This window comes from Pseudonocardia hydrocarbonoxydans, from assembly GCF_006539565.1.
Taxonomy (GTDB): domain Bacteria; phylum Actinomycetota; class Actinomycetes; order Mycobacteriales; family Pseudonocardiaceae; genus Pseudonocardia; species Pseudonocardia hydrocarbonoxydans.
The window spans coordinates 105783-129197 of record NZ_BJNG01000035.1; the positions used below are offsets into that span (position 1 = coordinate 105783).

The following is a 23415-nucleotide window of genomic DNA, read 5'->3' on the forward strand; positions in this document are numbered from 1 at the left end:
CGGGTCGGGGATGGAGGGCCGACGGAGGAGGCCCGGGGCGGGTAGGACTAGTCCATCGTGAACGGGTCGTAGCGGATGCGATCGAGCGGCGTGCCCGCCACCAGCATCCGCGACACCGTGGCCCGGATCATCGACGGCGAGCCGCAGACCAGCACGTCGTGGTCGGCCCACGCGCCGTACCGGGTGACGACGTCGGCCAGCGTGCCGCGCTCGGCGCCGGTCTCGTCGTCGTCGGACTCCACCACGGGGATGACGTCGAGCCAGTTGTTGGAGTACGACAGCTTGCGCAGCGACCCGAAGTCGTAGAGGTCCTCCCAGGTGCGCCCGCCGACGAACACCTGCGTGCGGGGCCGCTTGGGCTGGGCCGCGAGATCCTCCAGCAGCGCCTTGAGCGGTGCCATCCCGGTGCCGCCCGCCACCATCAGCAGCTCGCGCGGGGAGTCCTTGTCGATGCTCATGCGGCCCATCGGGGGGCCGATGCGCCAGGTGTCGCCGATGCGGGAGTGCGCCACGATGGCGCGGCTGACCCAGCCGTCGTTGACGGCGCGGACGTGGAACTCCAGCGTGCCGTCGGGGCGGGGGGCGTTGGCCGGGGAGAGGTAGCGCCACAGCCGCGGCCGCTGCGGGGTCTCGACGCTGAGGTACTGGCCGGCGCGGTAGGGGATCGGCTCGCTGGTCTGCACGGTGATGACGGCGAGGTCCCAGCCCACGCGCCGGTGGCCGACGACCCGGCCCAGCCACGACGCGGGCCCGCGCTCGGCCTGCGCCGCGGTGCGCATGGCTTTCGCGACGACGGTGTAGGCGTCGTGCCAGACCTTCTCTACCTCGGGGGTCCAGGCGGCGCCCGCGTACTCGCCGACGGCCGACAGGAGCGCGACGCCCACGGCGTCGTAGTGCTCGGCGAGCACGCCGAACTTGCGGTGGTCGCGGCCGAGCTGCTCGAGGAACGGCACCAGATCGTCGGGCTGGTCGACCATCTGGACGACGTGCACGAGCGCCCGGAGCAGGCGGCTGCGCTGCACCTCCATGTTGACCGGGAACAGGTCGCGCGTCTCGGGGGCGCGGCTGAACAGGGTGGCGTAGAAGTGCCGGCCCACGTTCTCCGTCTGCGGCTCCACGACGGCCCAGCTCGACCGGATGATCTCGACGGCCCCGGTCGCCTCGCTGCGGGACTCACCGACCGTGGGGAGATCGGCGGTGAGCAACTGTTCAGCGGTCATGGACGGCCGGCTTCCTCTGCTCGTGGTGGGCCTGCGTCGGGGAGCGGTGACGCGGGGTGCTAGGGGGGTCAGCCTAAAGCACGAGCAGGGGGGTGACGCCACCCGGCGACATCCGCCTCACGTGACCGGACGGGGTCGCGGGTGGCACGGTGGGGGGGTGACGCCGCGAAACCCCGCACTCGCCCGACGCCCGTCCACGGCGCCCACCGAGGTCACGGCGCCGGTCGACGCCCCGGAGCGGCCCGGATCCGACGGCGAGCACGCTCTCCAGTGCGCCTACGGCACTGAGGACCGGGCCGAGAAGTTCTACTCCGAACAGGTAAGGAACCGGCTACTCCCCGCGATGGTCGCCTTCGTCCGACGCATGGAGATGGTCTTCGTCGCGACGTCCGACGCCGGCGGCGAGTGCGACGCCTCACTGCGGTCCGGCCCGCCCGGGTTCCTCACCGTCCTCGACGACCGCACGCTCGCCTACCCGGAGTACCGCGGCAACGGGGTGCACGCGAGCCTGGGCAACATCTCGGAGAACGCCCACGTCGGGCTGCTGATGCTCGACTTCGAGCAGGACCGGATCGGCCTGCACGTCAACGGGTCCGCCCGGATCGTCGAGGCCGAGCGGTTCCACGCCGAGTTCCCGGACGTGCCGCGCGACCCGGCACGTGGCCGGCAGGCCGAGCGCTGGGTCGTGGTGTCCGTCGAGGAGGCCTACGTGCACTGCCGCAAGCACATCCCGCAGATGCAGCGGGTCCCGCTGCGCCGGGACTGGGGCACCGACGACCCGGCCCGCAAGGGCGGCGACTACTTCGGCGCGCGCGACACCCCCTGATCAGCTCGGCGTCCGGCGCCGCCGGGCCAGCCCGACGACCACCGCGACGATCGCGAGCAGCGCCAGCACCAGCCACACCAGGACGGCGACGACCCCGATCCCGGTCACCGCGACCGCCCCGAACAGACCCACGCAGACCGCGAGCGCGACGCAGGTGAACGCGAGCGGCCGGTCGGCCCGCACCGCGGCGAGCGTGGCGGGGCGGGTGCTGGCCGGCAGGTTCCGCAGCGTGCGCCAGGACGCCACAGCGACGACGCCCAGCACCAGCGCGCCGCCGATCCGGACCGGCACGGAGGGGGTGGCCCCGTCCCCACCGCCCGCCGCGATCACCACGAACACGCCCACCACCAGCACGATCCGCAGCAGCCACGCCAGTCGCCACACCACCGCGGCGATGTTGCGCAGCACCAGGGGCTGCGTCGGGTCCATCCGCCCGGCCTCGACGAGCCCGCGCAGCGCGTCGCCGGGGCGGTGGGCCTGCAGGTCGAGCACGGCGAGGTCGTGGCGGGCGGCGGCGTTGTCGGGATCCAGGCGCAGCGTCTCGGCGTAGGCGCGGCGGGCGGTGACCAGGTCGTGGCGGTCCGAGGCGACGTCGGCCAGCCGCAGGTGCGCGGCGGGCTCCGCCGGTGCCAGCTCGACGGCCCGCAGCGCCACCCGCTGGGCGTCGTCGAGGCGCCCGGCGATCTGCAGGACCGTGGCGTAGCCGAGCGCGGCGAACGGCTCGTTCGGGGCCAGGCTCACGGCCGCGTACCCGGCGTGCAGCGCCTCGGTGTGGCGGCCCAGCCGTGCCAGCAGCACGCCCCGGACGCGGTGCACGCGCTCGTCCTGCGGGGCCAGCGCGGCCGCGGCGTCGGCCGCGGCGAGCCCGTCGGCGTGGCGCTCCGCCGACAGCAGCACCGCGGCCAGCTCGGTGAGCACGGCCGCGTCCTGCGGGTCGGCGGCCAGCGCCTCCCGCGCGGTCCGCTCGGCGTCGTCGAGTCGGCGCAGCGTCCGCAGCTGCGCGACCCGCGACGCGGCGCCGCTCACAGCTTCCGGTTCTGCTTGAGGTAGGCGGCCAGGTCGTCGTAGCTGCCGTCGGTGTTGGCGAACGCGACGACGTTGCGGGCCGTGGCGAACCACGGCCCGGTGCTCGGGCGCACCTCGGCCAGCGCGGCGTCGAGGTCGGCCATGCCGACGGGGCGGACGGAGCCCAGCCGCACCGAGTCGGCCAGCGCCCGCTCGACGGCGGTGGTGCACAGGTGCGCCAGGTCGGCGCCGGAGAAGTGCTCGGTGGAGCGGGTGAGGCGGTCGAGGTCGATGCCGCTGACGGGCCGGTCACGCAGGTGGTGGCGCAGGATCGCCGCGCGCGCGGGCGCGTCCGGCGGCAGGACCAGCAGCATCCGGTCGAAGCGGCCGGGGCGGCGCAGGGCGCTGTCGACGTCCCACGGGTGGTTGGTGGCGCCGAGCACGAACACGCCCTCGTTGCGGCCGGCGTCGAGCTCGGCGAGCAGCGTGTTGACGGTGTTGCGCATGCTGGAGGAGTGCGTCAGGTGCGAGCGCTTCTGGCCGAGCGCGTCGACCTCGTCGAAGAACAGGACGCACGGGGCGTTGCGGCGCGCGGCCTCGAAGACCTGGGTGAGGTTGCGCTCGCTGGAGCCGGTGTACATGTCGAGCACGTCGGAGATGCCGACCTCGTAGAACGACGCCCCCAGCTCGCCCGCGACGGCCCGCGCCACGAACGTCTTGCCGCAGCCGGGGGGCCCGTAGAGCAGCAGCCCGCCCGCGGTGCTCGTCCCGAACGCCCTCGCCAGCTCCGGGTTGCGCATCGGGCCGAGCAGCGTCATCTCCAGCCGCTGCTTGACCTGCTCCATCCCGCCGACGTCGGCCAGGGTCAGCGACGGCCGCTCGACGTCCTCGGTGACGGCGTCGGGCCGGTACTCCTGCGCGAACCCGGCCTCCAGCGGCCCGAGCTCCTGCTCGGCGCGCCCCCAGTCGAAACCCGGCTCGACCGGCCGCGCGATCGCGGCGGTCAGCCGCTGCAGCAGCGCGACCGCCCGGGGGTCTCCGGGCGCGCGCGACAGCGCCTGCGTGCAGTGGGCCAGCGCCTCGGGGAGCCGGTCGCGGGCGGCGAGCAGGTCGGCGACGTGCAGCCGCAGCGGCACGTCGTCGGGTGAGGCGTCGACCGCTGCCAGGAGGCTGCCGAGGAGGGCGTCGTCGGGCACCTCCCCAGTATGGCCACGGCCGCGGGGTGCCCTCCCGGTGATAGGACTCCCCCATGACCCCGACGCGTGTGGCGCAGTTCTGCGACCGGTTCGGCCTGCGGGTGCCGATCCTCTCGGCCCCGATGGCCGGTGCCTGCCCGCCGGCGCTCGCCGTCGCCGTCGCGCAGGCGGGCGGGATGGGCGCCGCCGGGGTGGTGCTCGACGGCCCGGAGCGCATCGCCGACTGGGCCGACGCGTTCCGCGCGGGCTCCTCCGGGGCGTTCCAGCTCAACCTCTGGGTCCCCGACGAGCCCGTCGACGAGCCCGCGCGCACCGCCGCCGCGGCGGCGTTCCTCGACCGCTTCGGCACCCCCGGCGGGCCCGGCCCGGCCGCGCCGGTGTTCGCCGAGCAGTGCGACGCCGTGCTGGCCGCCCGGCCGACCGCCGCCTCGTCGATCATGGGGTTGTTCGACGGGGACTACGTGGCGCGGCTGCACGAGGCGGGCGTCGCCTGGTTCGCCTGCGCCACCACCCTCGACGAGGCGCTGGCCGCGCAGGAGGCGGGTGCCGACGCCGTCGTCGCCCAGGGGATGGAGGCGGGCGGGCACCGCGGCGTGTTCGACCCGGCCGCCGCCGAGGGCACGTCGGTCGGCCTGTTCGCGCTGGTCCCGCGCCTGGCCGACGCGCTGGAAGTGCCGGTGATCGCGGCCGGCGGCATCGCCGACTGCCGGGGCGTGGCGGCGGCGATCGCGCTGGGCGCGAGCGCGGTGCAGGTGGGCACGGCGCTGCTGCGCGCCCCGGAGACGGCGATCGCCCCGGAGTGGGCGGCCTCGCTCGACGGTCTTGCGCCCGAGGCCACCGTGACCACCCGCGCCTACACCGGCCGGCTCGCCCGGGCCGCCCCCACGCCGTACGTGACGGCCTGGACCGCCCCCGACGCCCCACCGCCCGCGCCCTACCCGGACCAGCGCGCGCTCGTCGCCCGGATGCGGCGCGGGGAGCCCGGGGGGCTCGACCGCGCCAACCACTGGGCGGGGCAGTCCGCGGCGCTGGCTCGAGCGGAGCCGGCGGGCGAGGTCGTCACGCGGATGTGGGCCGAGGCGCGGGCGCTACTCGGGTGAGATCAGCTCGACGGTCGGGAAGTACGTCCGGTACCGCCCCGCATCGCGGCTGAGCAGGCGCATGTCGAGGACGGCGGCGTGGGCGCCGACGAAGAGGTCCGGAAGGGTCGAGGTGCGGGTGCCGCCGCGGCGGCGGTAGTCACCGAAGCAGCGGGCCGCGAGGAAACCGGCGGCCCAGGGCAGGTTGCCGCGGACGAAGCGGGTGGACAGCACGTCGTCGAGCTCCTCGATCGTCGAGAACCGCAGCGAGATCTCGGCGTAGACGATCTGGTTGAGCACCACCGGGCCGCGGTCGAACGCCTCGGCCAGGTGCCGGGCCGACCACTCCTGCCAGTGCGGATCCCGCGTGAACAGGTCGAGCAGCACGTTCGAGTCGACGAGCGTGGCCCGCTCGGTCACCCGTCCTCGCCACGGGTCAGGGACATGATCTCGTCGGTGCTCAGCTCGACGTCGCCCCGTCCGATCAGGGCGTCGACCATCCGGTGGCCGCGGCCCGTGGGCCCGGTCGCCGGGACGATGGTGGCGACGCCGTCGCGGACGACGACGTCGACCTCGTCGCCCGGCTGGAGCCCGAGCTCGTGCCGGACGTGCTGCGGGATGGTGATCTGCCCCTTGCTCGTGAGACGCACGCGGTAAGAGTAACACCGGTAAGACTCTTACTACCCGTTTCTCCTTGAGCGGAACACACTCAACTTTCCTGACGTTGGCACAGTCGACGGGCACGATGGAGGCCCAGGCGACACGCAGGAGGACCCGAGCGGATGGACTCGTTCAACCCCACCACCAAGGCCCAGCAGGCGATCTCGGCCGCGGTGCAGGCCGCGGCACTGGCCGGCAACCCCGACGTCGGCCCCACGCACCTGCTCGGCGCACTGCTCGCCCAGACCGACGGCATCGCCGCCCCCCTGCTGACGGCCGTCGGCGCCGACCCGGCGACCGTGCGCACCGAGCTGACGGCGCTGGGCAACCGGCTGCCCTCGGCCGCGGGGTCCACCGTCAGCGCCCCCCAGCTCTCCCGCGACTCCCTGGCCGCGATCACCGCGGCGCAGCAGCTGGCCACCGAGATGGGCGACGACTACGTCGCCACCGAGCACCTGCTGGTCGGCCTGGCCTCGACCGGGAGCCCGGTGGCCGACCTGCTCAAGCGCCACGGCGCGGCCCCCGACGCGCTGCGCGAGGCGTTCGTCAAGGTGCGCGGTTCGGCGCGGGTCACCAGCCCCGACCCCGAGGGCACCTACCAGGCGCTGGAGAAGTACGGCGTCGACCTGACGGCCCGGGCGCGCGAGGGCGGCCTGGACCCGGTGATCGGGCGCGACACCGAGATCCGGCGCGTCGTGCAGGTGCTGTCGCGGCGCACCAAGAACAACCCGGTGCTCATCGGCGAGCCCGGCGTCGGCAAGACCGCCATCGTCGAGGGGCTGGCCCAGCGCATCGTGGCCGGTGACGTGCCCGAGTCGCTGCGTGGCAAGCGCGTGGTCTCCCTCGACCTGGGCTCGATGGTCGCGGGCGCGAAGTACCGCGGCGAGTTCGAGGAGCGGCTCAAGGCCGTGCTCAAGGAGATCACCGACTCCGCGGGCCAGGTCGTCACGTTCATCGACGAGCTGCACACGATCGTCGGCGCGGGCAACGCCGAGGGCTCGATGGACGCCGGCAACATGATCAAGCCGATGCTGGCCCGCGGCGAGCTGCGCCTGGTCGGCGCCACCACGCTCGACGAGTACCGCCAGCGCATCGAGAAGGACCCCGCCCTGGAGCGCCGGTTCCAGCAGGTCTTCGTGGGCGAGCCGTCCGTCGAGGACGCGGTCGGCATCCTGCGCGGGCTCAAGGAGCGCTACGAGGTGCACCACGGCGTGCGGATCACCGACGCCGCGCTCGTCGCCGCGGCCACGCTGTCCGACCGCTACATCACCGCCCGGTTCCTGCCCGACAAGGCGATCGACCTCGTCGACGAGGCGGCGTCGCGGCTGCGCATGGAGATCGACTCGCGGCCCGTCGAGATCGACACGGTCGAGCGCGCCGTGCGCCGGCTGGAGATCGAGGAGATGGCGCTGGCCAAGGAGTCCGACGCCGCGTCGGTCGAGCGGCTGGCCACCCTGCGAGCCGAGCTGGCCTCGCTGCGCGAGTCGCTGACCGCGCTGACCGCGCGCTGGCAGAACGAGCGCGGCGCCATCGAGGACGTCCGCGAGCTGAAGGAGCAGCTGGAGGCGCTGCGCGGGGAGTCGGAGCGGGCCGAGCGCGACGGCGACCTCGGCCGGGCCGCCGAGCTGCGCTACGGCCGCATCCCGGAGCTGGAGAAGAAGCTGGCCGCGGCGCCGTCGTCGACGGGTGAGGACCTGATGCTCAAGGAGGAGGTCGGCCCCGACGACGTCGCCGACGTCGTCTCCGCGTGGACCGGCATCCCGGCCGGGCGGATGCTGGAGGGCGAGACCGCGAAGCTGCTGCGCATGGAGGACGAGCTCGGCAAGCGCGTGGTCGGGCAGACGGAGGCCGTGCGCGCCGTGTCCGACGCCGTGCGCCGCGCCCGCGCCGGCATCGCCGACGAGAACCGCCCCACCGGGTCGTTCCTGTTCCTCGGGCCCACCGGCGTCGGCAAGACCGAGCTGGCCAAGGCCCTGGCCGGGTTCCTGTTCGACGACGAGCGCGCGATGGTGCGCATCGACATGAGCGAGTACTCCGAGAAGCACTCGGTGGCCCGGCTCGTCGGTGCCCCTCCCGGCTACGTCGGCTACGACCAGGGCGGGCAGCTCACCGAGGCGGTGCGGCGCCGCCCGTACACCGTCGTGCTGTTCGACGAGGTCGAGAAGGCCCACCAGGACGTCTTCGACACGCTGCTGCAGGTGCTCGACGACGGCCGGCTCACCGACGGCCAGGGCCGCACGGTCGACTTCCGCAACACGATCCTCGTGCTGACGTCGAACCTCGGCTCGGGTGCGGGACAGGACCTCGACGACGCGCAGCGCCGCGCGTTCGTCATGGAGGCCGTGCAGCGGCACTTCAAGCCGGAGTTCCTCAACCGGCTCGACGACGTCGTGGTCTTCCACGCGCTGTCCACCGAGGAGCTCACGCACATCGTCGACATCCAGCTCGACGTGCTGCGCACCCGCCTCGCCAAGCGCCGGCTCACCCTGGAGGTGTCCGACGCCGCGCGCGAGTGGCTCGCCATGAACGGGTTCGACCCGGTCTACGGGGCCCGGCCGCTGCGGCGGCTGGTGCAGAGTTCGATCGGCGACCAGCTCGCGAAGGAGCTGCTGGCCGGGGAGGTGCGCGAGGGCGACACGGTGCGCGTCGACCTCGACCCGTCCGCGGCGGGGGGCACCGGCGGGCTGCTGGTGGGCCGGGCGGTCCCGGCCACGACCCTCTGACCCCACCCCCTCCCCGCACCCCGCCCCCGCCGCCCCCACCACCCCCACCGGCCCACCGCCCCGGATCGCAGTGGGGTGGCTTCACTGCAACTGCGTTGGAGTGAAGCCACACCACTGCAAGGCGGGCGGGGGTGGGCGCGGGGGGTGGGGCGCGGGGTGTCCGGCCCCGGCGGCGGGCGGGCGTGTGGCGTTGCCGGGGTTTGCCCGGCCGCGGGGCTAGGGTGCGGCCGTGGGCATTCCGTCGGGCGTGTGGTTCGTCATCGCCGTGGTCGCGCTGCTGGTCGGCGTCGCGTTGCTGGTCCTCGACCGGCGCCGCGCCGACGGGGGAGCCGCGCGCGACCGTCGCCGCTGGGCGGCCGCGCGCGAGTGGGAGTACCTCGACAGCGATCCGGTCCTGCCCAGCCGCTGGCGCTACGGCACGATCCACCAGGGCGGGCCGGGCGTCGCCCGCAACCTGATCAGCGGCGACGTCCCCACCCCGGACGGCCCGCGCCAGGCCTACGTGTTCGACCACGAGCAGGCCGGGCGGCTCAGCTCCGTGCTCGCGGCGGTGCAGGTGCGCAACCCGGTGCCCGCGGCCGTCGAGCTGCGGCTGCCCTCGGCCCCGCTGCCCGACGACGCCGGTCTCGACCTGCTGGAGCCCGTCGGTGTCCGCTACGCCTTCGTGGCCGACGCCGACGCCGTGCGCCCGCTGCTGACCAAGCGTCTCGCCCGGGCCGCCGACGCGGTGGGCGACGACGTCGAGCTGCTGTGGGCCGAGGAGGCCTGGGTGCTGGCCACCGCGCCGCTGAACTCCACCGTCGACCGCCTGCAGGACCTGCTGGCCGACCTGTCGGAGGTCGCCACCGCCCTGGAACGCGCCGACCGCAGCGCCACCTCGCGCTAGATGCCCACGGCACTGGTCACCGGAGCCACCTCCGGCATCGGGGCGGCGTTCGCCTCCCGGCTGGCCCGCGAGGGCCGCGACCTCGTGCTCGTCGCACGGGACCGGCAGCGGCTGGAGTCCACCGCGGCGGCGCTGCGCGGCGGGGTCGAGGTCGAGGTGCTGCCCGCCGACCTCACCACCGACGAGGGGCGCGCGGCCGTCGTCGCCCGGCTGGGCGGCGCCCCGGTCGACCTGCTGGTCAACAACGCGGGCATGGCACTGTCCGGGTCGTTCCTGGACTGCACCCCCGACGACCTGGCCCGCCAGCTCGCGCTGAACGTCGGCGCGGTGCTGGCGCTGACCAGGGCGGCCCTGCCGGGGATGGTGCAGCGCGGCCGCGGCGGGGTGGTCAACGTCTCCAGCGTCGCCGGGTTCCTGGCCGGGCGGGGCTCCACCTACAGTGCGGACAAGGCGTGGGTCACGTCGTTCACCGAGGGGGTGGCGGCGTCGCTGCACGGCACGGGGGTGCGGGCGATGGCGCTGTGTCCGGGGTTCGTGCGCACCGAGTTCCACCAGCGCGCGGGCATCGACGTCGGCACGCGGACCGGGCCGCTGTGGCTCGACGCCGACCGGGTCGTCGCCGACGCCCTGGCCGATCTCGCGAGGGGGAGGACCGTGTCCGTTCCGGGCCCGCAGTACAAGGCGATCGTCGCGCTGGCCGACGTGCTGCCGCGCGCGCTGATGCGCCGCATCACCGCCACCTTCGACCGGGACCGGACGTGACCTCGCCCGCGCAGGCGAGCGCGGAGCTCGCGGAGCTGGCCGCGCTGGTCCGCGAGCACGGGGTCGTGCACGGCCGGGTCACGCTGGCCTCGGGCGTCGAGTCCGACCACTACGTCGACCTGCGCCGGGTCACGCTGCACCACGCGGCGGCCCCGCTGGTCGGGCGACTGGTGCGGGTGCTCACGGCCGACTGGGACTACTCCGCCGTCGGCGGCCTCACCCTCGGAGCCGACCCGATCGCCGACGCCGTGCTGCACGCGGCGTCCGTCGAGCCCGACGCCGGACCCGTCGACGCGTTCGTGGTGCGCAAGTCCACCAAGGAGCACGGGATGCAGCGGCTCATCGAGGGCCCCGACATCACCGGCCGCCGCGTGCTCGTCGTCGAGGACACCTCGACGACGGGGGGCTCGGTGCTCACCGCCGTCCGCGCGGTGCGTGCGGCCGGGGCCGAGATCGTCGGCGTGGCCACGATCGTCGACCGCGACACCGGCGCCCGGGAGGCGATCGAGGCCGAGGGGCTCGCCTACCGCGCGCTGCTCGGACTACCCGATCTGGGTCTCTAGCTTCGGCTGCCCGGAAACCTGCTCGCAACCGTTCGGACGATCCGCCGCGCCGTTTCGTGACGCATACTCGTCAATCACGAGAAGGTCACGGCGGGAGGCTCCTATGCGGTTTCGCACTGGTCAGCGCTCCGCCGGTGTCCTGATTGCGTCCATTCTGTGCCTTCTGATGACCGTTTCGTGCGGTTCGCCGGAATACACCTACGTCGCCAACTCAGAGGAACGCACCTACGTCCGATTGCCCGTCGACTGGCGGGCCGTCGACGCCGACGAGCTGGCCGCCGCACTGGGCCTGGACACCGGGGCCGCCCTGTCCGAGCAGGGTCTGTGGCTGGAGGGCTACGACGCCGACCTGCTGCCGTCCGCGGCGCACCTGTTCGGCCCGCACGCCCCGGCGCCGACCGGGCTGCTGCTCGTGCAGGACGTCGCGGCGCCCGCCCGCGGGCAGTACTCGCTCGACCGGCTGCGTGACCTGTTCCAGCCCACCTCGGAGACCGGGCGCCGGGCGCTCGCCCAGAACCCCGGCTCGCCGCTCACCGACTTCGCCCTGCTCGCCGACGAGGTGCTCACCCCCGGCGACGGCATCCGCGGCGTGCGGGTCGTCTACCGCTACCGGGTCGGGGGCGGGCCCATGCAGGTGTTCGACAAGACCGCCTACGTCAACGACGACGCCAGCAAGCTCTACGTGTTCGTGGCCCGGTGCTCCTCGGAGTGCTACGGGCAGCACCAGGAGGAGATCGAGCGCGCGGTCTCCTCGTTCACCGTCCTGGAGGGTCCGTGACCGTCGCACCGGAGTCCGACGCCCCCGAGGGACTCACCCCTCCCGACGAGCACCCGGCGCCCGCACGCCCGACCCGCAAACCGCACTCCCTGTGGGACCGCGTCCGGCTGCTGCTGCTGTTCGCGCTGGCGTGGTTCGTCGTCGTCTGGGCGGCGATGGCCGACAACCCGCTGCTGCCCTTCGTCGAGGCGATGCGGCTGCACGTCGTCGAGTCGCAGTGGCTGCTGTGGCTGGCCGGGATCGAGGTGGTGCGGCAGGCGCACTTCCTGGTGAGCGAGCGGTCGGCGGCCTACCACGGCTTCTGGACCGACCGGGTGTTCGGCGGCACCGACCGGGCGCTGCGCAGGCGGTTCTCGGACTGGACGCGCTTCCGGCTCGCCCGGATGCTCAAGTGGCTCGCCTTCGTCGTGCTGTTCTCGCTGGTGGCGGCCCAGATCCTGGAGACGAGCCCGCCGCTGGCCCTGTTCGAGGCCCCCGCGCTGATCTTCGCGGCGCTGCCGTTCGTGCTGCAGCTCTCGTTCGGCTTCCTGTTCATCGCGGTGCAGTTCATCGGCCTGTTCTGGCTGCTCTCGCGCGGCGGCGTCGACACCTACTACCCCGACGACATCAAGACCCGCTTCTCCGACGTGTGGGGGCAGGACCACGTCGTCGAGCGGATCAAGGAGAACATCCTGTTCCTGGAGGACCCGGAGGAGATCGAGCGCAAGGGCGGATACGTCCCCGGCGGCCTGCTGCTCTGGGGCCCGCCGGGCACCGGGAAGACCCTGATGGCCGAGGCGGTGGCCGGGGAGACCGGCAAGCCCTACGTGTTCGTCGACCCGGGCGCGTTCATCAACATGTTCATGGGCGTCGGCATCCTCAAGGTGAAGTCGCTGTTCCGGAAGCTGCGCAAGCTGTCGCTGCGCTACGGCGGCGTGATCGTCTTCTTCGACGAGGCCGACGCGCTGGGCAACCGCGGCTCGCTCGCCTCGGTCGGGCCGGGCGGGGTGCGCGGCTTCGGGCCGTACCGGGCGGCGGGCTGCCACGGCGCGTCCTACCTGTCGAACGACACGCGCTGGATGCTCGCCCGCTCCGCCGCCGCGGCCGCCGAGCCCGAGCCGGAGACCGGCCGTAACAAGATCATCATGGGTGGGATGGGCGGCGGCGGGGGCGGCATGGGCACGCTGCAGGCGCTGCTCACCGAGCTGTCCGGGCTGAAGAAGCCGCGCGGGCTGATCAACCGGTGGGGCCGGCGCGCGCTCGGGATGCGGCCCAAGCCGCCGCCGAAGTACCGCCTGCTGGTGATGATGGCGACGAACATGCCCGAGTCGCTCGACGAGGCGCTGCTGCGCCCCGGTCGCATCGACCGCATCTACAAGGTCGGCTACCCGAGCAAGGCCGGGCGCATCCGCACCTACCGCGGCTACTTCGACAAGGTGCCGCACGAGATCACCGACTCCGACCTGGACAAGCTCGCCACGATCACCCCCTACGCCACCGGCGCCACGATCAAGGACCTGGTCAACGAGGCGCTGATCACCGCGATCCGCGACGGCCGGGAAGTCATCGAGTGGCGCGACGTGCTGCGGGCCAAACAGCTCAAGGACCTCGGGCCGCCCGAGGACGTCGAGTACATCGAGCGCGAGCGGCACGCCGTCGCCGTGCACGAGGCCTGCCACGCCGTCGTCGCCTACCGGATGCGGCGGCACATGGAGATCGACCTGGCGACCATCGAGAAGGGCGCCGACTACCTCGGCATGGTCGCCAGCATCCCGCCGGAGGACCAGTTCACGCGCTGGCGCTCGGAGTTCGAGGCCGACATCCTCGTCTCGCTCGCCTCGCTGGCCGGGGAGCGGATGTTCTTCGACGGCGACTCGTCGTCGGGGGTGTCGGGCGACCTGGAGTCGGCCACCACGCTCGCGACGTTCATGGAGGGCAACTGGGGCATGGGCGCCACCGTGTCGTCGTACAACACGGCGCGGCGGCTGGGCACCGGCGCACCCGGCAGCGCGGGCGGCGAGTCCGACACCCTGGAGGCGCTGGGCCGGATGCAGCTCGTCGACCGCGTGGAGGACTCGCTCGGCGCGTTGCTGGAGCGGGCCGTCGACATCCTGGAGGAGAACCGCTCGGCCGTGCTCGCCGTCGCCCACGCGCTGGAGACGCACAAGACCCTCTCCGGCGACGACATCGAGGCGGTCATCGACGGCCGGCGGGGCGCCACCGTGGACGGGCGGATCTACCGCGACGAGGGGTTCCTCGCCGAGCTGGAGGACTACCACAGCGCCGCGGCCGGGGCCCACCACGGACACAGCGCCGTGACCCTCGCCCTGCCGCTGGGCGACCGTCGGCCGGCGGCCGGGACGGAGGCGGCGGCCACCCCGCACGAGCCACCCCACTGATCCCCGCGGGTCGCGACGTCCGGGGTGCGGGGTGCGGGGTGGCCACCGGGGCAGCGCATCATCCTCGGGTGGACCCCGACGACTCGCGCACCCGGGCGGACGGCGACCGGGACGCGGACCCCGCGACCCGGGGGCGCGGAGACGGCGACTCGCGGGCGCGGGCGGGTGCCGGTCCCCGCGACGCGGCGGGTGGGCCGGGCGAGTGGGGCGGGCCGGAGCAGGTGGGGGTGGGCCCGTGGCCGGGCCCCCGGCCCGACGACGAGCACTACGACCCCGAGCTGCTCGAGCACGGCGACGCCCGCAACGTGGTGGACGCCTACCGGTACTGGCGCCGCGAGGCCGTGGCCGACGACCTGGCCCGGCGGGCGCACCCGTTCCACGTGGCCATCGAGAACTTCGGCCACGACCACAACATCGGCACGGTCGTCCGCACCGCCAACGCGTTCGGCGCGGCCGGGGTGCACATCGTCGGGCGGCGGCGGTGGAACCGGCGCGGGGCGATGGTGACCGACCGCTACCTCGACGTGCACCACCACGACGACGTGGCCGGGCTGCTGGCCTTCGCCGCCGCCTCGGACCTGACGGTGGTGGCCGTGGACAACACCCCCGGCGCCCGGCGGCTGGAGACCGCCGACCTGCCGCGCCGCTGCGTGCTGCTGTTCGGCCAGGAGGGCCCCGGCGTGACCGGGGACGCCCGTGCGGGTGCCGCGCTCACCGTGTCGATCGCGCAGTTCGGCTCCACCCGGTCGATCAACGCCGGGGTGGCCGCCGGCATCGCGATGCACGCGTGGGTGCGCCAGCACGCCGACCTCGACGCGGCCTGGTGACCCCGGGCGGGGCGCGGGCGGCGGCTCAGCGGCAGAACGCGCAGCCGTGGTCCTCCCCGGGGGTCTCGGTGAGGTCGTCGGCCGGCACGACCAGCAGCGCCGGGACCGGACCGCCGTAGAGGTCGAGCGCGGCGTGGAGCCAGTGCCCGGCCTCCGGGAACGCCAGCAGGTGCACCTCCCCGCTCGGCAGCGCCACCCGCTCGCCGGGCTCGAGGATCCGGCCCGCGCGCACCAGCTCGCCCAGGTCGTTGAGCACCGTGGCCGCGGTGGCCTGCGAGGTGGCGAACAGGATCAGCTCGGGGTGGCCGAAACCGTAGAGCCCGATCGTGTGGACGAACGGCGGCGACTCCTGCCCGCCCAGGACCGCCTGCAACGCCCAGCCGTGGCGGCGGATCGTCTCGCGCTGCCACGCGTCGTACTGGTCGACCTGGTGGATGAACCGTTCGGAGGTCATGGCGGGCACGGTAGGCCCGACCCCCGACAGTTCTAGGCTGTCGCGCGTGCCCGTCGACCCGCTGACCGCCCCCGCCGTCTCGTGCGTGTTCGTCTGCCACGACGCGCAGGGCCGGATCCTGCTCGCCCGGCGCGGTGCCGGTGCCCGCGACGAGCCCGGGACCTGGGACTCCGGCGCCGGGGCGCTGGAGCACGGCGAGGAGCCCGCCGCCGCCGTGGCCAGGGAGGTCCGGGAGGAGTACTCGGTCGACCCGGTGGCCATCGAGTCGATCGGGGTGCGCAACGTGCTGCGCGGCGACCCGCTCGCGCACTGGGTGGCCCTGGTGCACGCGGTGCGCGTCGACCCGGCGGGGGTGGCGCTCGGCGAGCCCCACAAGTTCGACGAGCTGGGCTGGTTCACCCTCGACGACCTGCCGCACCCCCTGCACAGCCAGCTCCCGGCCACCCTGGCGCTGTTCCGGGACCGTCAGCCGTAGGAGGCCTCGGCGGGCCGCAGGGTCGCGAAGGTCCACTCGTTGCCCTCCGGGTCGAGCACCCGGCAGCGGTAGTTCCACTCGGAGCGCCCGGGCTCCCAGACCGTCGTGGCGCCCGCCGCGGCCGCGGAGGCGTACACCGCGTCGACGGCCGCCTCGTCGGGCATGCTCAGGTAGGCGCCGCGTCCGGTGGTCTCCCCCTTCCGCGCGGGCCGGTCGTAGCCCGCGCCGTCGTCGCTGAACACCACCACCACGGCGTCGTCGCGGCGCAGCTCGGCGTGCGCGACGCCGCCGTGGTCGTCGGGGATCAGGTTGATCGTCTCGAACCCGAAGGCCCGTTCCAGCCAGGCCACGGCGGCGGGGGCGTCGACGTAGGCGAGCATCAGGTGCAGGGCGACGGGGCGCGGTGTCTCGGTCACGGGTCCAGGGTGCCGACCGCTGCGGTCGGTTCCCGACCGCTGTGCTCAGCGCGCGGCGTGCGCCCCGGGGGTGCGTCGCGACCGGATGATCTCGACGACGATCGGCACGACCGACAGGAACACGATGAGCAGCAGCATCAGCTCGACGTTGTCGCGGACGACGGCGAACTGGCCCAGCCAGAAGCCCAGCGCGGTGACGCCCGCGGCCCACAGCACCCCGCCGAGGAAGGAGTAGGTGAAGTACCGCCGGGCGTCCATCCGGCCCACGCCCGCCAGCACCGTGATGAACGTGCGGACGATCGGGACGAACCGGCCGAGCACGATGGCGCGGGTGCCGTACTTGTCGAAGAACTCCTGCGTGCGGACGACGTGCTTGGGCTTGAACAGCCTCGACTCGGGCTTGTCGAACACCGCGGGGCCCGCGGCACGCCCGATGTAGTAGCCGACGACGTTGCCGACGAACGCGGCGACGACCAGCAGCAGGCAGACCGCCCACAGCGGGTACGCGATCGCCCCCTGCGCGACGAACAGGCCCGCGGTGAACAGCAGGGAGTCGCCGGGAAGGAAGAACCCGAGGAGCAGCCCGCACTCGGCGAACACGATGAGCACCAGGCCGATCAGTGCCCACGGACCCAGCCATTCGATGATCACGGAGGGCTGGAGCCACTCCGGGCCGAGAGCGAGGGTGGTCGTCATCACGGCGCGGACGATACCGAGACCGCCCCGGCGTCAGGGAGCCAACCCGGAGAGGGTCAACCCAGCGCGGGCAGGACTCCGGGGGCGAGCAGCGAGAGCAGGGCCAGGCCGGTGCCCAGGACACCGCCGCCGAGCAGGGCCAGCAGCAGGGCCGTGCGGACCGACATCCCCGGGCGCCGGTCGGGCTCCGCCCGCGGTGGGGGCACCGGACGGCCGCCGCCGCGGGCCTGCGCCCGCAGGGCCTCGGCGAGACGCCGCTCCGGGTCGGCGGTCACCGGGCGTCCCGCGGCCGCAGGACGTGCGTGACGGCGTCGAGCGCCCGGCTCGCCGTCGACTTGACGGTGCCGCGGCTGATCCCGGTGGCGTCGGCGATCTCGGCCTCCGACAGCCCTCCGTAGTAGCGCAGCACGAGCACCTCGCGCTGGCGCGGCGGCAGCGTCGCCAGCGCGTCGACGACGGCCTGGTGCTCGGCCGAGAGCATCGCCAGCGACTCCGCGGAGCGGGCGTTGACCTGGTGCGGGGGCACGTACTCGCGCGCGGTGCGGCGCCGGCGCAGCACCGACCGCGACCCGTTGACGACGGCGGTGCGCAGGTACCCGACGGCCGCGGCCTCGTCGCGCAGGCCGGTCCAGTTGCGGTGCAGCCCGGTGAACGCCTCCTGGACGACGTCCTCGGCCGTGGCCGGGTCGTCGACGAGCAGCACCGCGAGCCGGACGAGGCGCAGGCGGTGGTCGCGGTAGAGGTCGGCCAGCGTGAGCGGCGCGCCAGGGGCGGGTGCGGGCGGGATCGGGTCCAGCCTGCGCAGGCCGCTGAGCGTCTGCTCCACGGCGCTCTCGATACCGTCGGCGGCCACGGGAGCCAGAGTAGTGCGCGATACTGCTCGCGAGTACGCGCACCGGTCAGACGTCGAGGAGGGCCACACCCGTGCCTATCGCCACGCCCGAGATCTACAACCAGATGCTGGACAACGCCAAGAGCGGCCAGTTCGCCTACCCCGCCATCAACGTCACCAGCAGCGAGACGCTGAACGCGGCCCTGCGCGGCTTCGCGGAGGCGGAGAGCGACGGCATCATCCAGGTCTCGACGGGCGGCGCGGAGTTCCTGTCCGGCACCCGGGTCAAGGACATGGTCGTCGGGGCGACGGCACTGGCCGAGTTCGCGCACGTCGCCGCGCAGCACTACCCGATCAACGTCGCGCTGCACACCGACCACTGCCCCAAGGACAAGCTCGACGGCTTCGTCCGCCCGCTGATCGCGATCAGCCAGGAGCGCGTCGACCGCGGCGAGAACCCGCTGTTCCAGAGCCACATGTGGGACGGCTCCGCGGTGGAGCTGGAGGAGAACCTGTCGATCGCCGCCGAGCTGCTGGAGCTGGCCGGCAAGGCGCGGATCATCCTCGAGGTCGAGATCGGCGTCGTCGGCGGCGAGGAGGACGGCGTCGCGAACGACATCAACGACAAGCTCTACACCGCCCCGGGCGACTACGAGCGCACCGTCGAGGTGCTCGGCGCCGGCGAGAAGGGCCGCTACCTGCTGGCCGCCACGTTCGGCAACGTGCACGGTGTCTACAAGCCGGGCAACGTCAAGCTGCGCCCGGAGATCCTCAAGCAGGGCCAGGAGGTCGCGATCGCCAAGCTGGGGCTCCCCGAGGGCTCCAAGCCGTTCGACCTGGTCTTCCACGGCGGCTCGGGCTCGCTGATCGAGGAGATCCACGAGGCGCTCGACTACGGCGTGGTGAAGATGAACGTCGACACCGACACGCAGTACGCCTTCACCCGGCCGATCGCGGGCCACATGTTCACGAACTACGACGGCGTGCTGAAGATCGACGGCGAGGTCGGCAACAAGAAGACCTACGACCCGCGCTCCTACCTCAAGGCCGCCGAGCTGGGCATGGCCGAGCGCGTCACGCTGGCCTGCGAGAACCTGCGCTCGACCGGGCAGAAGCTGACGTAGGCGGACGGGGCAGGATGGGGTCATGACGCTGCACGGCAACCTGCTCGGACCCGACCCCACCCTGCTCCCCGTCGACCCGGCCGCCGCCGAGCTCGACGGCGGCACCGACCCGGCGAAGGTGGCCGCCGCGCACCCGACGTCGGCGATCGCCTGGGCGCAGCTCGCCGAGAACGCGCTGGCCTCCGGCGAGACGATCGCCGGATACGCCTACGCGCGCACCGGCTACCACCGCAGCCTCGACATGCTGCGCCGCAACGGCTGGAAGGGCTTCGGCCCGGTGCCGTGGTCGCACGAGCCCAACCGCGGCTTCCTGCGTGCGCTGGCGGCGCTGCACCGCGCGGCCGTCGCCATCGGCGAGTCCGACGAGGCCGAGCGCACGGCCACGTTCCTCGTCGAGTCCGACCCGGCCGCCCCCGCCGCCCTCGGTCTGGCCTAGGACGTGACGGGCCGCCGCCTGCGCGCCCAGCTGCGGGCGCGCGGCAGGCGGGTCGCGGTCTCGGCGCTGCCGATCCTGCAGTGCGCGGTGGCCGCGGGGCTCGCGTGGTTCGTCGCGAGCGACCTCGTCGGCCACGCGCGCCCGTTCTTCGCCCCGATCGCGGCGGTGATCAGCCTCGGGCTGTCGCTGACCAGCCGGCTGCGCCGCGTGGCGGAGCTGGTGGTCGGCGTCAGCGTCGGGGTGCTGGTGGGCGACCTGCTGATCTCCCAGATCGGCAGTGGCGCCTGGCAGATCACCGTCGTGGTGGCGCTGGCGATGGCGCTGGCCGTGTTCACCGACGGGGCGACGCTGCTCGTCGCGCAGGCCGGGTCGTCGGCGGTACTGGTGGCCACCCTGCTCCCGCCCGGTGACGCCGGGGGCCTCGACCGCTGCGTCGACGCCCTGATCGGCGGGGTCATCGGCGTCGTCGTGGCCGCGCTGATCCCCACCGACCCGCTGCGCCCGGTGCAGCGGGGGTCCCGCGCCCTGCTCGACGAGCTGGCCGCCGTCCTCGCCCGCACCGGCGACGCGCTGCGCGAGCGCGACCCGTCGGCGGCGGCCGCGGCGCTGCAACGGGCCCGGGAGAGCCAGCCCCTGATCGACGAGCTGCGCTCGGCCCTGCGCGGCGGGCACGAGGTCACCACCGTCGCCCCGCTGTACCGGCGACGGCGACAGCAGCTGGGCCGCTTCGCCGAGCTGGCCGAGCGCGCCGACTACGCCATGCGCAACGCCCGGGTGCTCGCCCGGCGCACCTACCAGGCCCTGTGCGACGACGAGCCGGCCGCGCCCGAGCTGGCCGACGCGCTGGGCGAGCTGGCCGCCGCGGTCGGCACGCTCACCGCCGAGCTGGGCCGCGAGGGTGACCGGGCGCGGGCGCGTGAACCGGTGCTCGACGTCGTCCGGCACGCGGTGGTGCTGTCGGAGGGCTGGGTACCGGGGCCCTCCGAGCAGGTGATCGTCGCCCAGCTCCGCAGCATCGCCCTGGACCTCCTGCAGGCCACCGGCCTGACGCGCTCCGAGGCGCTCGCCGCCATGCGCTCCTAGCTTGCACAATGCCCCGATGACCGCCGACGCCGTCGCCGACGCGCTGGACCGGACGCTGGCCGCCGTCGATGCCGGGCTCGCCGCCACCTACCCGGGGGATCCGGGGACCCGTCAACCGGTGCACACCGTCTACCTGCCCGCCGACCGGTTCCGGCCGGGCGTCGCCGCGGAGTGGGGGACCACCGCGCTGGCGCTGTTCGACGTCCACGCCGCCACCCCCGCCGACGTCGCCGCGATCTGGGGGCTCGCCCCCGCGCTGGCCGAGGACGTGCACCGGCGGGTCCGCGCGAAGCTCGTCACCGAGCCGATCGAGGACCTGCGCGTCGACTTCGAGGACGGCTACGGACCGCGCCCCGACGACCAGGAGGACGCCGACGCCCGCCGGGTGGCCGGCGCGATCACCGGCGCCGCGCCGTTCACCGGCATCCGGATCCGCAGCCTGGAGGCCGCGACGCGCCGGCGCGCGGTGCGCACGCTGCACGCGTTCCTCGGCGCGCTCGGCCCGGTGCCCGACGGGTTCGTGCTGACGCTGCCCAAGGTGACGGCGCCGGAGCAGGTGGCGGCGCTGGTCACGGTGCTGGAGGGACTGGAGGCCGAGCACGGCCTCACCCCGGTGCGCTTCGAGGTGCAGGTGGAGACGCCGCAGTCGGTGCTCGGGCCGGACGGCACCTCGCCGCTGCCGCGGATGATCGCGCTGTCGCGCGGCCGGTGCAGCGGGCTGCACTACGGCACCTACGACTACTCGGCGTCGCTCGGGATCGCCGCCCCGCACCAGAGCACCGAACACCCGGTGGCCGACCACGCCAAGGCCGTCATGCAGGTGGCGGCGGCGGGTACCGGCGTCCGGCTGTCCGACGGGTCGACGAACGTGCTGCCCGTCGGCTCGCGCGACGAGGTCCGCGCGGCCTGGGCGCTGCACGGGCGGCTCGTCCGCCGCTCGCTGGAACGCGGCTTCCACCAGGGCTGGGACCTGCACCCGGGGCACCTGCCGAGCCGGTTCGTCACCGGGTTCGCCTACCACCGCGAGACCTTCCCGGCCGCCGCCGCCCGCCTGCGCGCCTACCGCGGGCGCACCGACTCCGGGTTCCTCGACGAGCCGGCCACCGCCCGGGCGCTGGCCGGCCACCTGCTGCGCGGCCTGCGGTGCGGGGCCGTGGACGCCGACGAGGTGACGGCGGCGACCGGCTTTCCCGCCGCGGACCTGACGGCGCTGGCCCGCTGAGCGGTCCGGTCAGACGAACCCGGCGATCCCGGCCCACGCGTGGTCGGCGGGCGGCACGTCGTCGCGCACGACGGCGGCCTCGATCAGACCGTACGGGCGGTCGGCGGCGAACCAGACCTCGTGCGGGTTGTCCAGGCCCCACTTCTCCAGGTCGACGAGGAAGTGGTGCCGGTTGGGCATCGAGAACCGGATCTCGGCGATCCCCGGGTGGGCCTCCAGCACGCCGCGGCCCATCGCGTAGAGCGTCTGCTGCAGCGAGAGGCTGTGGGTCAGCGCGAACCGGTCGAGCAGCACCCGGCGGACGTCGGCGTGCACGGCGTCCCAGTCGACGTCGGTGCCCAGGTGGCGCCAGCGGGCCGTCACCTCGGTGGCCAGGATGCGGTCGTCGGTCTCGACCAGCGAGGTGTAGGGCACGTCGGGGAAGCCGTGGAACTCGCTGCCCGTGCTCTTGAGCACCACCAGCCCGGAGATGCCGGAGACGACGATCTCCTCGTCACCGGTCTTGGTGACGACGGCCGTGCGCGTCTCGCCCGAGCCCCGGGTGAAGGCGTGGTCGTGCTCGCCCCCGCTGGTGACGATCCGCTCCCAGCCGTGCTGCTCCACCTCCTGGCGCGCGCCCGTCACCTGCTCGAACCCGTCGACGAAGTGCCGCGCCATCCGCAGCGCGAAGTCCTCCACCGCGCCGACCCCGCCGAGCCGCGCCAGCGCGTAGACGGTGTTCTTCTGGGTGTCGGTGGCGATCACGGCGCTGTTGTCGCCGGTCTCGTGCGTGGCGGCGAACTCGCCCCGCAGCAGGCTGGTGACCGTCACGTCGGTGATGCGGTGGCGCGGACCGGAGCGGTCGACGTGCACCATCCGCACCTCGGCCTTGCCGTACTGGTTGTCCCCGAGCGAGATGCCCATCGCCGCCTCCTCCGCGTCGCCCGGGGGAGACGGTATGACGTCCGGGGCGGGAGGATGGGCGGATGCGGCTGGAGACCTTCAACGCCCTGCCCGACGGGGACGCGCGGGCGCTGCTGCACGGGTGCTGCTCCTCGCGCGACTGGGCCGGGGCGGTCGCGGCCGGACGGCCCTACACCGACCTCGACGCGCTGCTCGCGCGGGCCGGGTCCGAGTTCGCGGCGCTCGACGAGACCCAGGTGCTCGACGCCGTGCACGGCCATCCGCGCATCGGCCAGCGGCTCCCCGACGACGACGCGCACGCGTCGTCGCGGCGGGAGCAGGCCGCGGTCGCCGACGCCGACGACGCCGTGCGGGCCGCGCTGGCCGAGGGCAACGCCGCCTACGAGGCCCGCTTCGGGCACGCGTTCATCGTGTGCGCCGACGGGCGGCCGGCCCGGGAGCTGCTCGCCGACCTGCACCGGCGGCTGCACCACGACCCGGCGACCGAAGCCGGCGTCCTGCGCGGCGAGCTCGCCGGGATCACCACCCTGCGCCTGCGGAGGATGTTCGCGTGAGCCTGTCCACCCACGTCCTCGACGCCGCGCTGGGCCACCCCGCCGCCGGCGTCGCCGTCACGCTGACCGGACCCGACGGGGCCGTGCACCACGGCGTCACCGACGACGACGGGCGCGTCGCCGCCCTGGCCCCCGGCGCCCTGCCCGGCGGCACGTACCGCCTCCGCTTCGACACCGGGGCCTACTTCGCCGCGACCGGCCAGTCCGGGTTCTACCCGGAGGTCGTCGTGGCCGTCACCATCGACGCCGACCGGCCGCACACGCACGTGCCGCTGCTGCTGTCGCCGTTCGCGTACACCACCTACCGAGGGAGCTGA

27 protein-coding genes are annotated in these 23415 nt (G+C 74.2%); 16 read left to right on the forward strand and 11 right to left on the reverse strand.

The window, feature by feature from the left end:
* Positions 1–47: 47 nt before the first annotated feature.
* Positions 48–1220, reverse strand: coding sequence for a globin domain-containing protein (locus PHY01_RS19010; protein ID WP_141280360.1), 1173 nt, complete (start codon positions 1218–1220; stop codon positions 48–50).
* 157 nt (positions 1221–1377) lie between these two features.
* Here PHY01_RS19010 and PHY01_RS19015 point away from each other — a divergent pair, with 157 nt between their 5' ends.
* Positions 1378–2046 (forward strand): pyridoxamine 5'-phosphate oxidase family protein, encoded by a 669-nt coding sequence (locus PHY01_RS19015; RefSeq protein WP_246086004.1) that lies wholly within the window; start codon positions 1378–1380, stop codon positions 2044–2046.
* On the opposite strand, the gene PHY01_RS19020 is transcribed toward PHY01_RS19015, so the two are convergent.
* On the reverse strand, positions 2047–3165 hold the full coding sequence (locus tag PHY01_RS19020; protein ID WP_141280361.1) for a tetratricopeptide repeat protein: 1119 nt from the start codon (positions 3163–3165) through the stop codon (positions 2047–2049).
* Positions 3069–4247: an ATP-binding protein gene (locus PHY01_RS19025; RefSeq protein ID WP_141280362.1), complete on the reverse strand. Its 1179-nt coding sequence runs from the start codon at positions 4245–4247 to the stop codon at positions 3069–3071. Before PHY01_RS19025 ends, PHY01_RS19020 begins: the two co-directional genes overlap by 97 nt.
* A gap of 53 nt (positions 4248–4300) precedes the next feature.
* Here PHY01_RS19025 and PHY01_RS19030 point away from each other — a divergent pair, with 53 nt between their 5' ends.
* Positions 4301–5347, forward strand: a complete 1047-nt coding sequence (locus PHY01_RS19030; RefSeq protein WP_141280363.1) for an NAD(P)H-dependent flavin oxidoreductase — start codon at positions 4301–4303, stop codon at positions 5345–5347.
* Here PHY01_RS19030 and PHY01_RS19035 read toward each other — a convergent pair.
* The gene (locus tag PHY01_RS19035) at positions 5336–5746 is read right to left on the reverse strand and encodes a type II toxin-antitoxin system VapC family toxin (protein ID WP_141280364.1); all 411 of its coding nucleotides are present in this window, start codon (positions 5744–5746) and stop codon (positions 5336–5338) included. The genes PHY01_RS19030 and PHY01_RS19035 overlap by 12 nt on opposite strands.
* Positions 5743–5976, reverse strand: a complete 234-nt coding sequence (locus PHY01_RS19040; protein ID WP_141280365.1) for an AbrB/MazE/SpoVT family DNA-binding domain-containing protein — start codon at positions 5974–5976, stop codon at positions 5743–5745. Before PHY01_RS19040 ends, PHY01_RS19035 begins: the two co-directional genes overlap by 4 nt.
* Before the next feature lie 132 nt (positions 5977–6108).
* Between PHY01_RS19040 and clpB the strand changes: the two genes are divergently transcribed.
* The 7 genes from clpB (at position 6109) to PHY01_RS19075 (ending at position 14903) form a co-directional block, all read left to right on the forward strand.
* Positions 6109–8709, forward strand: a complete 2601-nt coding sequence (clpB, locus tag PHY01_RS19045) for an ATP-dependent chaperone ClpB (RefSeq protein ID WP_141280366.1) — start codon at positions 6109–6111, stop codon at positions 8707–8709.
* Between the two features lie 229 nt (positions 8710–8938).
* On the forward strand, positions 8939–9595 hold the full coding sequence (locus tag PHY01_RS19050) for a TtfA family protein (protein ID WP_141280367.1): 657 nt from the start codon (positions 8939–8941) through the stop codon (positions 9593–9595).
* Positions 9596–10357, forward strand: a complete 762-nt coding sequence (locus PHY01_RS19055; RefSeq protein WP_141280368.1) for an SDR family NAD(P)-dependent oxidoreductase — start codon at positions 9596–9598, stop codon at positions 10355–10357.
* On the forward strand, positions 10354–10920 hold the full coding sequence (gene pyrE / locus PHY01_RS19060; RefSeq protein WP_141280369.1) for an orotate phosphoribosyltransferase: 567 nt from the start codon (positions 10354–10356) through the stop codon (positions 10918–10920). The genes PHY01_RS19055 and pyrE overlap by 4 nt, the downstream gene beginning before the upstream one ends.
* 166 nt (positions 10921–11086) lie before the next feature.
* Positions 11087–11698 (forward strand): hypothetical protein, encoded by a 612-nt coding sequence (locus PHY01_RS19065; protein WP_141280370.1) that lies wholly within the window; start codon positions 11087–11089, stop codon positions 11696–11698.
* Positions 11695–14076: an ATP-dependent metallopeptidase FtsH/Yme1/Tma family protein gene (locus PHY01_RS19070; protein WP_141280371.1), complete on the forward strand. Its 2382-nt coding sequence runs from the start codon at positions 11695–11697 to the stop codon at positions 14074–14076. Before PHY01_RS19065 ends, PHY01_RS19070 begins: the two co-directional genes overlap by 4 nt.
* Positions 14077–14297: 221 nt before the next feature.
* Complete coding sequence (locus PHY01_RS19075) at positions 14298–14903, forward strand: TrmH family RNA methyltransferase (protein WP_246086013.1); 606 nt, start codon at positions 14298–14300, stop codon at positions 14901–14903.
* A gap of 25 nt (positions 14904–14928) precedes the next feature.
* On the opposite strand, the gene PHY01_RS19080 is transcribed toward PHY01_RS19075, so the two are convergent.
* On the reverse strand, positions 14929–15357 hold the full coding sequence (locus tag PHY01_RS19080) for a DUF4262 domain-containing protein (protein ID WP_141280373.1): 429 nt from the start codon (positions 15355–15357) through the stop codon (positions 14929–14931).
* Positions 15358–15403: 46 nt separating this feature from the next.
* Here PHY01_RS19080 and PHY01_RS19085 point away from each other — a divergent pair, with 46 nt between their 5' ends.
* The gene (locus PHY01_RS19085; protein ID WP_246086006.1) at positions 15404–15832 is read left to right on the forward strand and encodes an NUDIX domain-containing protein; all 429 of its coding nucleotides are present in this window, start codon (positions 15404–15406) and stop codon (positions 15830–15832) included.
* Here the strand turns inward: PHY01_RS19085 and PHY01_RS19090 are convergent.
* The 4 genes from PHY01_RS19090 to PHY01_RS19105 are packed head-to-tail and all read right to left on the reverse strand — an operon-like array spanning position 15823 to position 17797.
* A complete protein-coding gene (locus PHY01_RS19090; RefSeq protein ID WP_218030225.1) occupies positions 15823–16248 on the reverse strand; it encodes a VOC family protein in 426 nt (141 codons plus the stop codon). The two genes, PHY01_RS19085 and PHY01_RS19090, sit on opposite strands and share 10 nt — an antisense overlap.
* A gap of 45 nt (positions 16249–16293) precedes the next feature.
* Positions 16294–16944, reverse strand: a complete 651-nt coding sequence (locus PHY01_RS19095; protein WP_141280417.1) for a DedA family protein — start codon at positions 16942–16944, stop codon at positions 16294–16296.
* Positions 16945–17000: 56 nt separating this feature from the next.
* Positions 17001–17219 carry a hypothetical protein gene (locus PHY01_RS19100; RefSeq protein ID WP_141280375.1) on the reverse strand — a complete coding sequence of 73 codons (219 nt, stop codon included), beginning with the start codon at positions 17217–17219 and terminating at the stop codon, positions 17001–17003.
* Complete coding sequence (locus PHY01_RS19105; protein WP_246086007.1) at positions 17216–17797, reverse strand: RNA polymerase sigma factor; 582 nt, start codon at positions 17795–17797, stop codon at positions 17216–17218. Before PHY01_RS19105 ends, PHY01_RS19100 begins: the two co-directional genes overlap by 4 nt.
* A gap of 71 nt (positions 17798–17868) precedes the next feature.
* Between PHY01_RS19105 and fbaA the strand changes: the two genes are divergently transcribed.
* Genes fbaA through PHY01_RS19125 form a run of 4 tightly spaced genes read left to right on the forward strand, consistent with a single transcriptional unit; the run spans position 17869 to position 21641 of the window.
* Positions 17869–18900, forward strand: coding sequence for a class II fructose-bisphosphate aldolase (fbaA, locus tag PHY01_RS19110; protein WP_141280376.1), 1032 nt, complete (start codon positions 17869–17871; stop codon positions 18898–18900).
* 22 nt (positions 18901–18922) lie between these two features.
* Entirely contained in the window at positions 18923–19336 is a 414-nt protein-coding gene (locus tag PHY01_RS19115) for a DUF3151 domain-containing protein (RefSeq protein WP_141280377.1), read from the forward strand.
* Between the two features lie 3 nt (positions 19337–19339).
* Positions 19340–20419: an FUSC family protein gene (locus tag PHY01_RS19120; protein ID WP_218030226.1), complete on the forward strand. Its 1080-nt coding sequence runs from the start codon at positions 19340–19342 to the stop codon at positions 20417–20419.
* Positions 20420–20435: 16 nt separating this feature from the next.
* Positions 20436–21641, forward strand: a complete 1206-nt coding sequence (locus PHY01_RS19125) for a DUF6986 family protein (protein WP_141280378.1) — start codon at positions 20436–20438, stop codon at positions 21639–21641.
* Between the two features lie 9 nt (positions 21642–21650).
* On the opposite strand, the gene pucL is transcribed toward PHY01_RS19125, so the two are convergent.
* Entirely contained in the window at positions 21651–22544 is an 894-nt protein-coding gene (pucL, locus tag PHY01_RS19130; RefSeq protein ID WP_141280379.1) for a factor-independent urate hydroxylase, read from the reverse strand.
* Between the two features lie 62 nt (positions 22545–22606).
* Between pucL and uraD the strand changes: the two genes are divergently transcribed.
* Together uraD and uraH are read left to right on the forward strand one after the other, a co-directional pair.
* Positions 22607–23098, forward strand: coding sequence for a 2-oxo-4-hydroxy-4-carboxy-5-ureidoimidazoline decarboxylase (uraD, locus tag PHY01_RS19135; protein WP_141280380.1), 492 nt, complete (start codon positions 22607–22609; stop codon positions 23096–23098).
* Positions 23095–23415 carry a hydroxyisourate hydrolase gene (gene uraH, locus PHY01_RS19140; RefSeq protein WP_141280381.1) on the forward strand — a complete coding sequence of 107 codons (321 nt, stop codon included), beginning with the start codon at positions 23095–23097 and terminating at the stop codon, positions 23413–23415. The genes uraD and uraH overlap by 4 nt, the downstream gene beginning before the upstream one ends.

Bases quoted from the DNA above. Each gene is read 5' to 3' on its own strand.
- PHY01_RS19010 (WP_141280360.1), bottom strand. From the start codon at position 1,220: ATGACCGCTGAACAGTTGCTCACCGCCGATCTCCCCACGGTCGGTGAG.
- PHY01_RS19030 (WP_141280363.1), top strand. From the start codon at position 4,301: ATGACCCCGACGCGTGTGGCGCAGTTCTGCGACCGGTTCGGCCTGCGG.
- clpB (WP_141280366.1), top strand. From the start codon at position 6,109: ATGGACTCGTTCAACCCCACCACCAAGGCCCAGCAGGCGATCTCGGCC.
- PHY01_RS19055 (WP_141280368.1), top strand. From the start codon at position 9,596: ATGCCCACGGCACTGGTCACCGGAGCCACCTCCGGCATCGGGGCGGCG.
- PHY01_RS19065 (WP_141280370.1), top strand. From the start codon at position 11,087: ATGACCGTTTCGTGCGGTTCGCCGGAATACACCTACGTCGCCAACTCA.
- PHY01_RS19080 (WP_141280373.1), bottom strand. From the start codon at position 15,357: ATGACCTCCGAACGGTTCATCCACCAGGTCGACCAGTACGACGCGTGG.
- PHY01_RS19095 (WP_141280417.1), bottom strand. From the start codon at position 16,944: ATGACGACCACCCTCGCTCTCGGCCCGGAGTGGCTCCAGCCCTCCGTG.
- PHY01_RS19115 (WP_141280377.1), top strand. From the start codon at position 18,923: ATGACGCTGCACGGCAACCTGCTCGGACCCGACCCCACCCTGCTCCCC.
- PHY01_RS19125 (WP_141280378.1), top strand. From the start codon at position 20,436: ATGACCGCCGACGCCGTCGCCGACGCGCTGGACCGGACGCTGGCCGCC.
- pucL (WP_141280379.1), bottom strand. From the start codon at position 22,544: ATGGGCATCTCGCTCGGGGACAACCAGTACGGCAAGGCCGAGGTGCGG.
- uraD (WP_141280380.1), top strand. From the start codon at position 22,607: ATGCGGCTGGAGACCTTCAACGCCCTGCCCGACGGGGACGCGCGGGCG.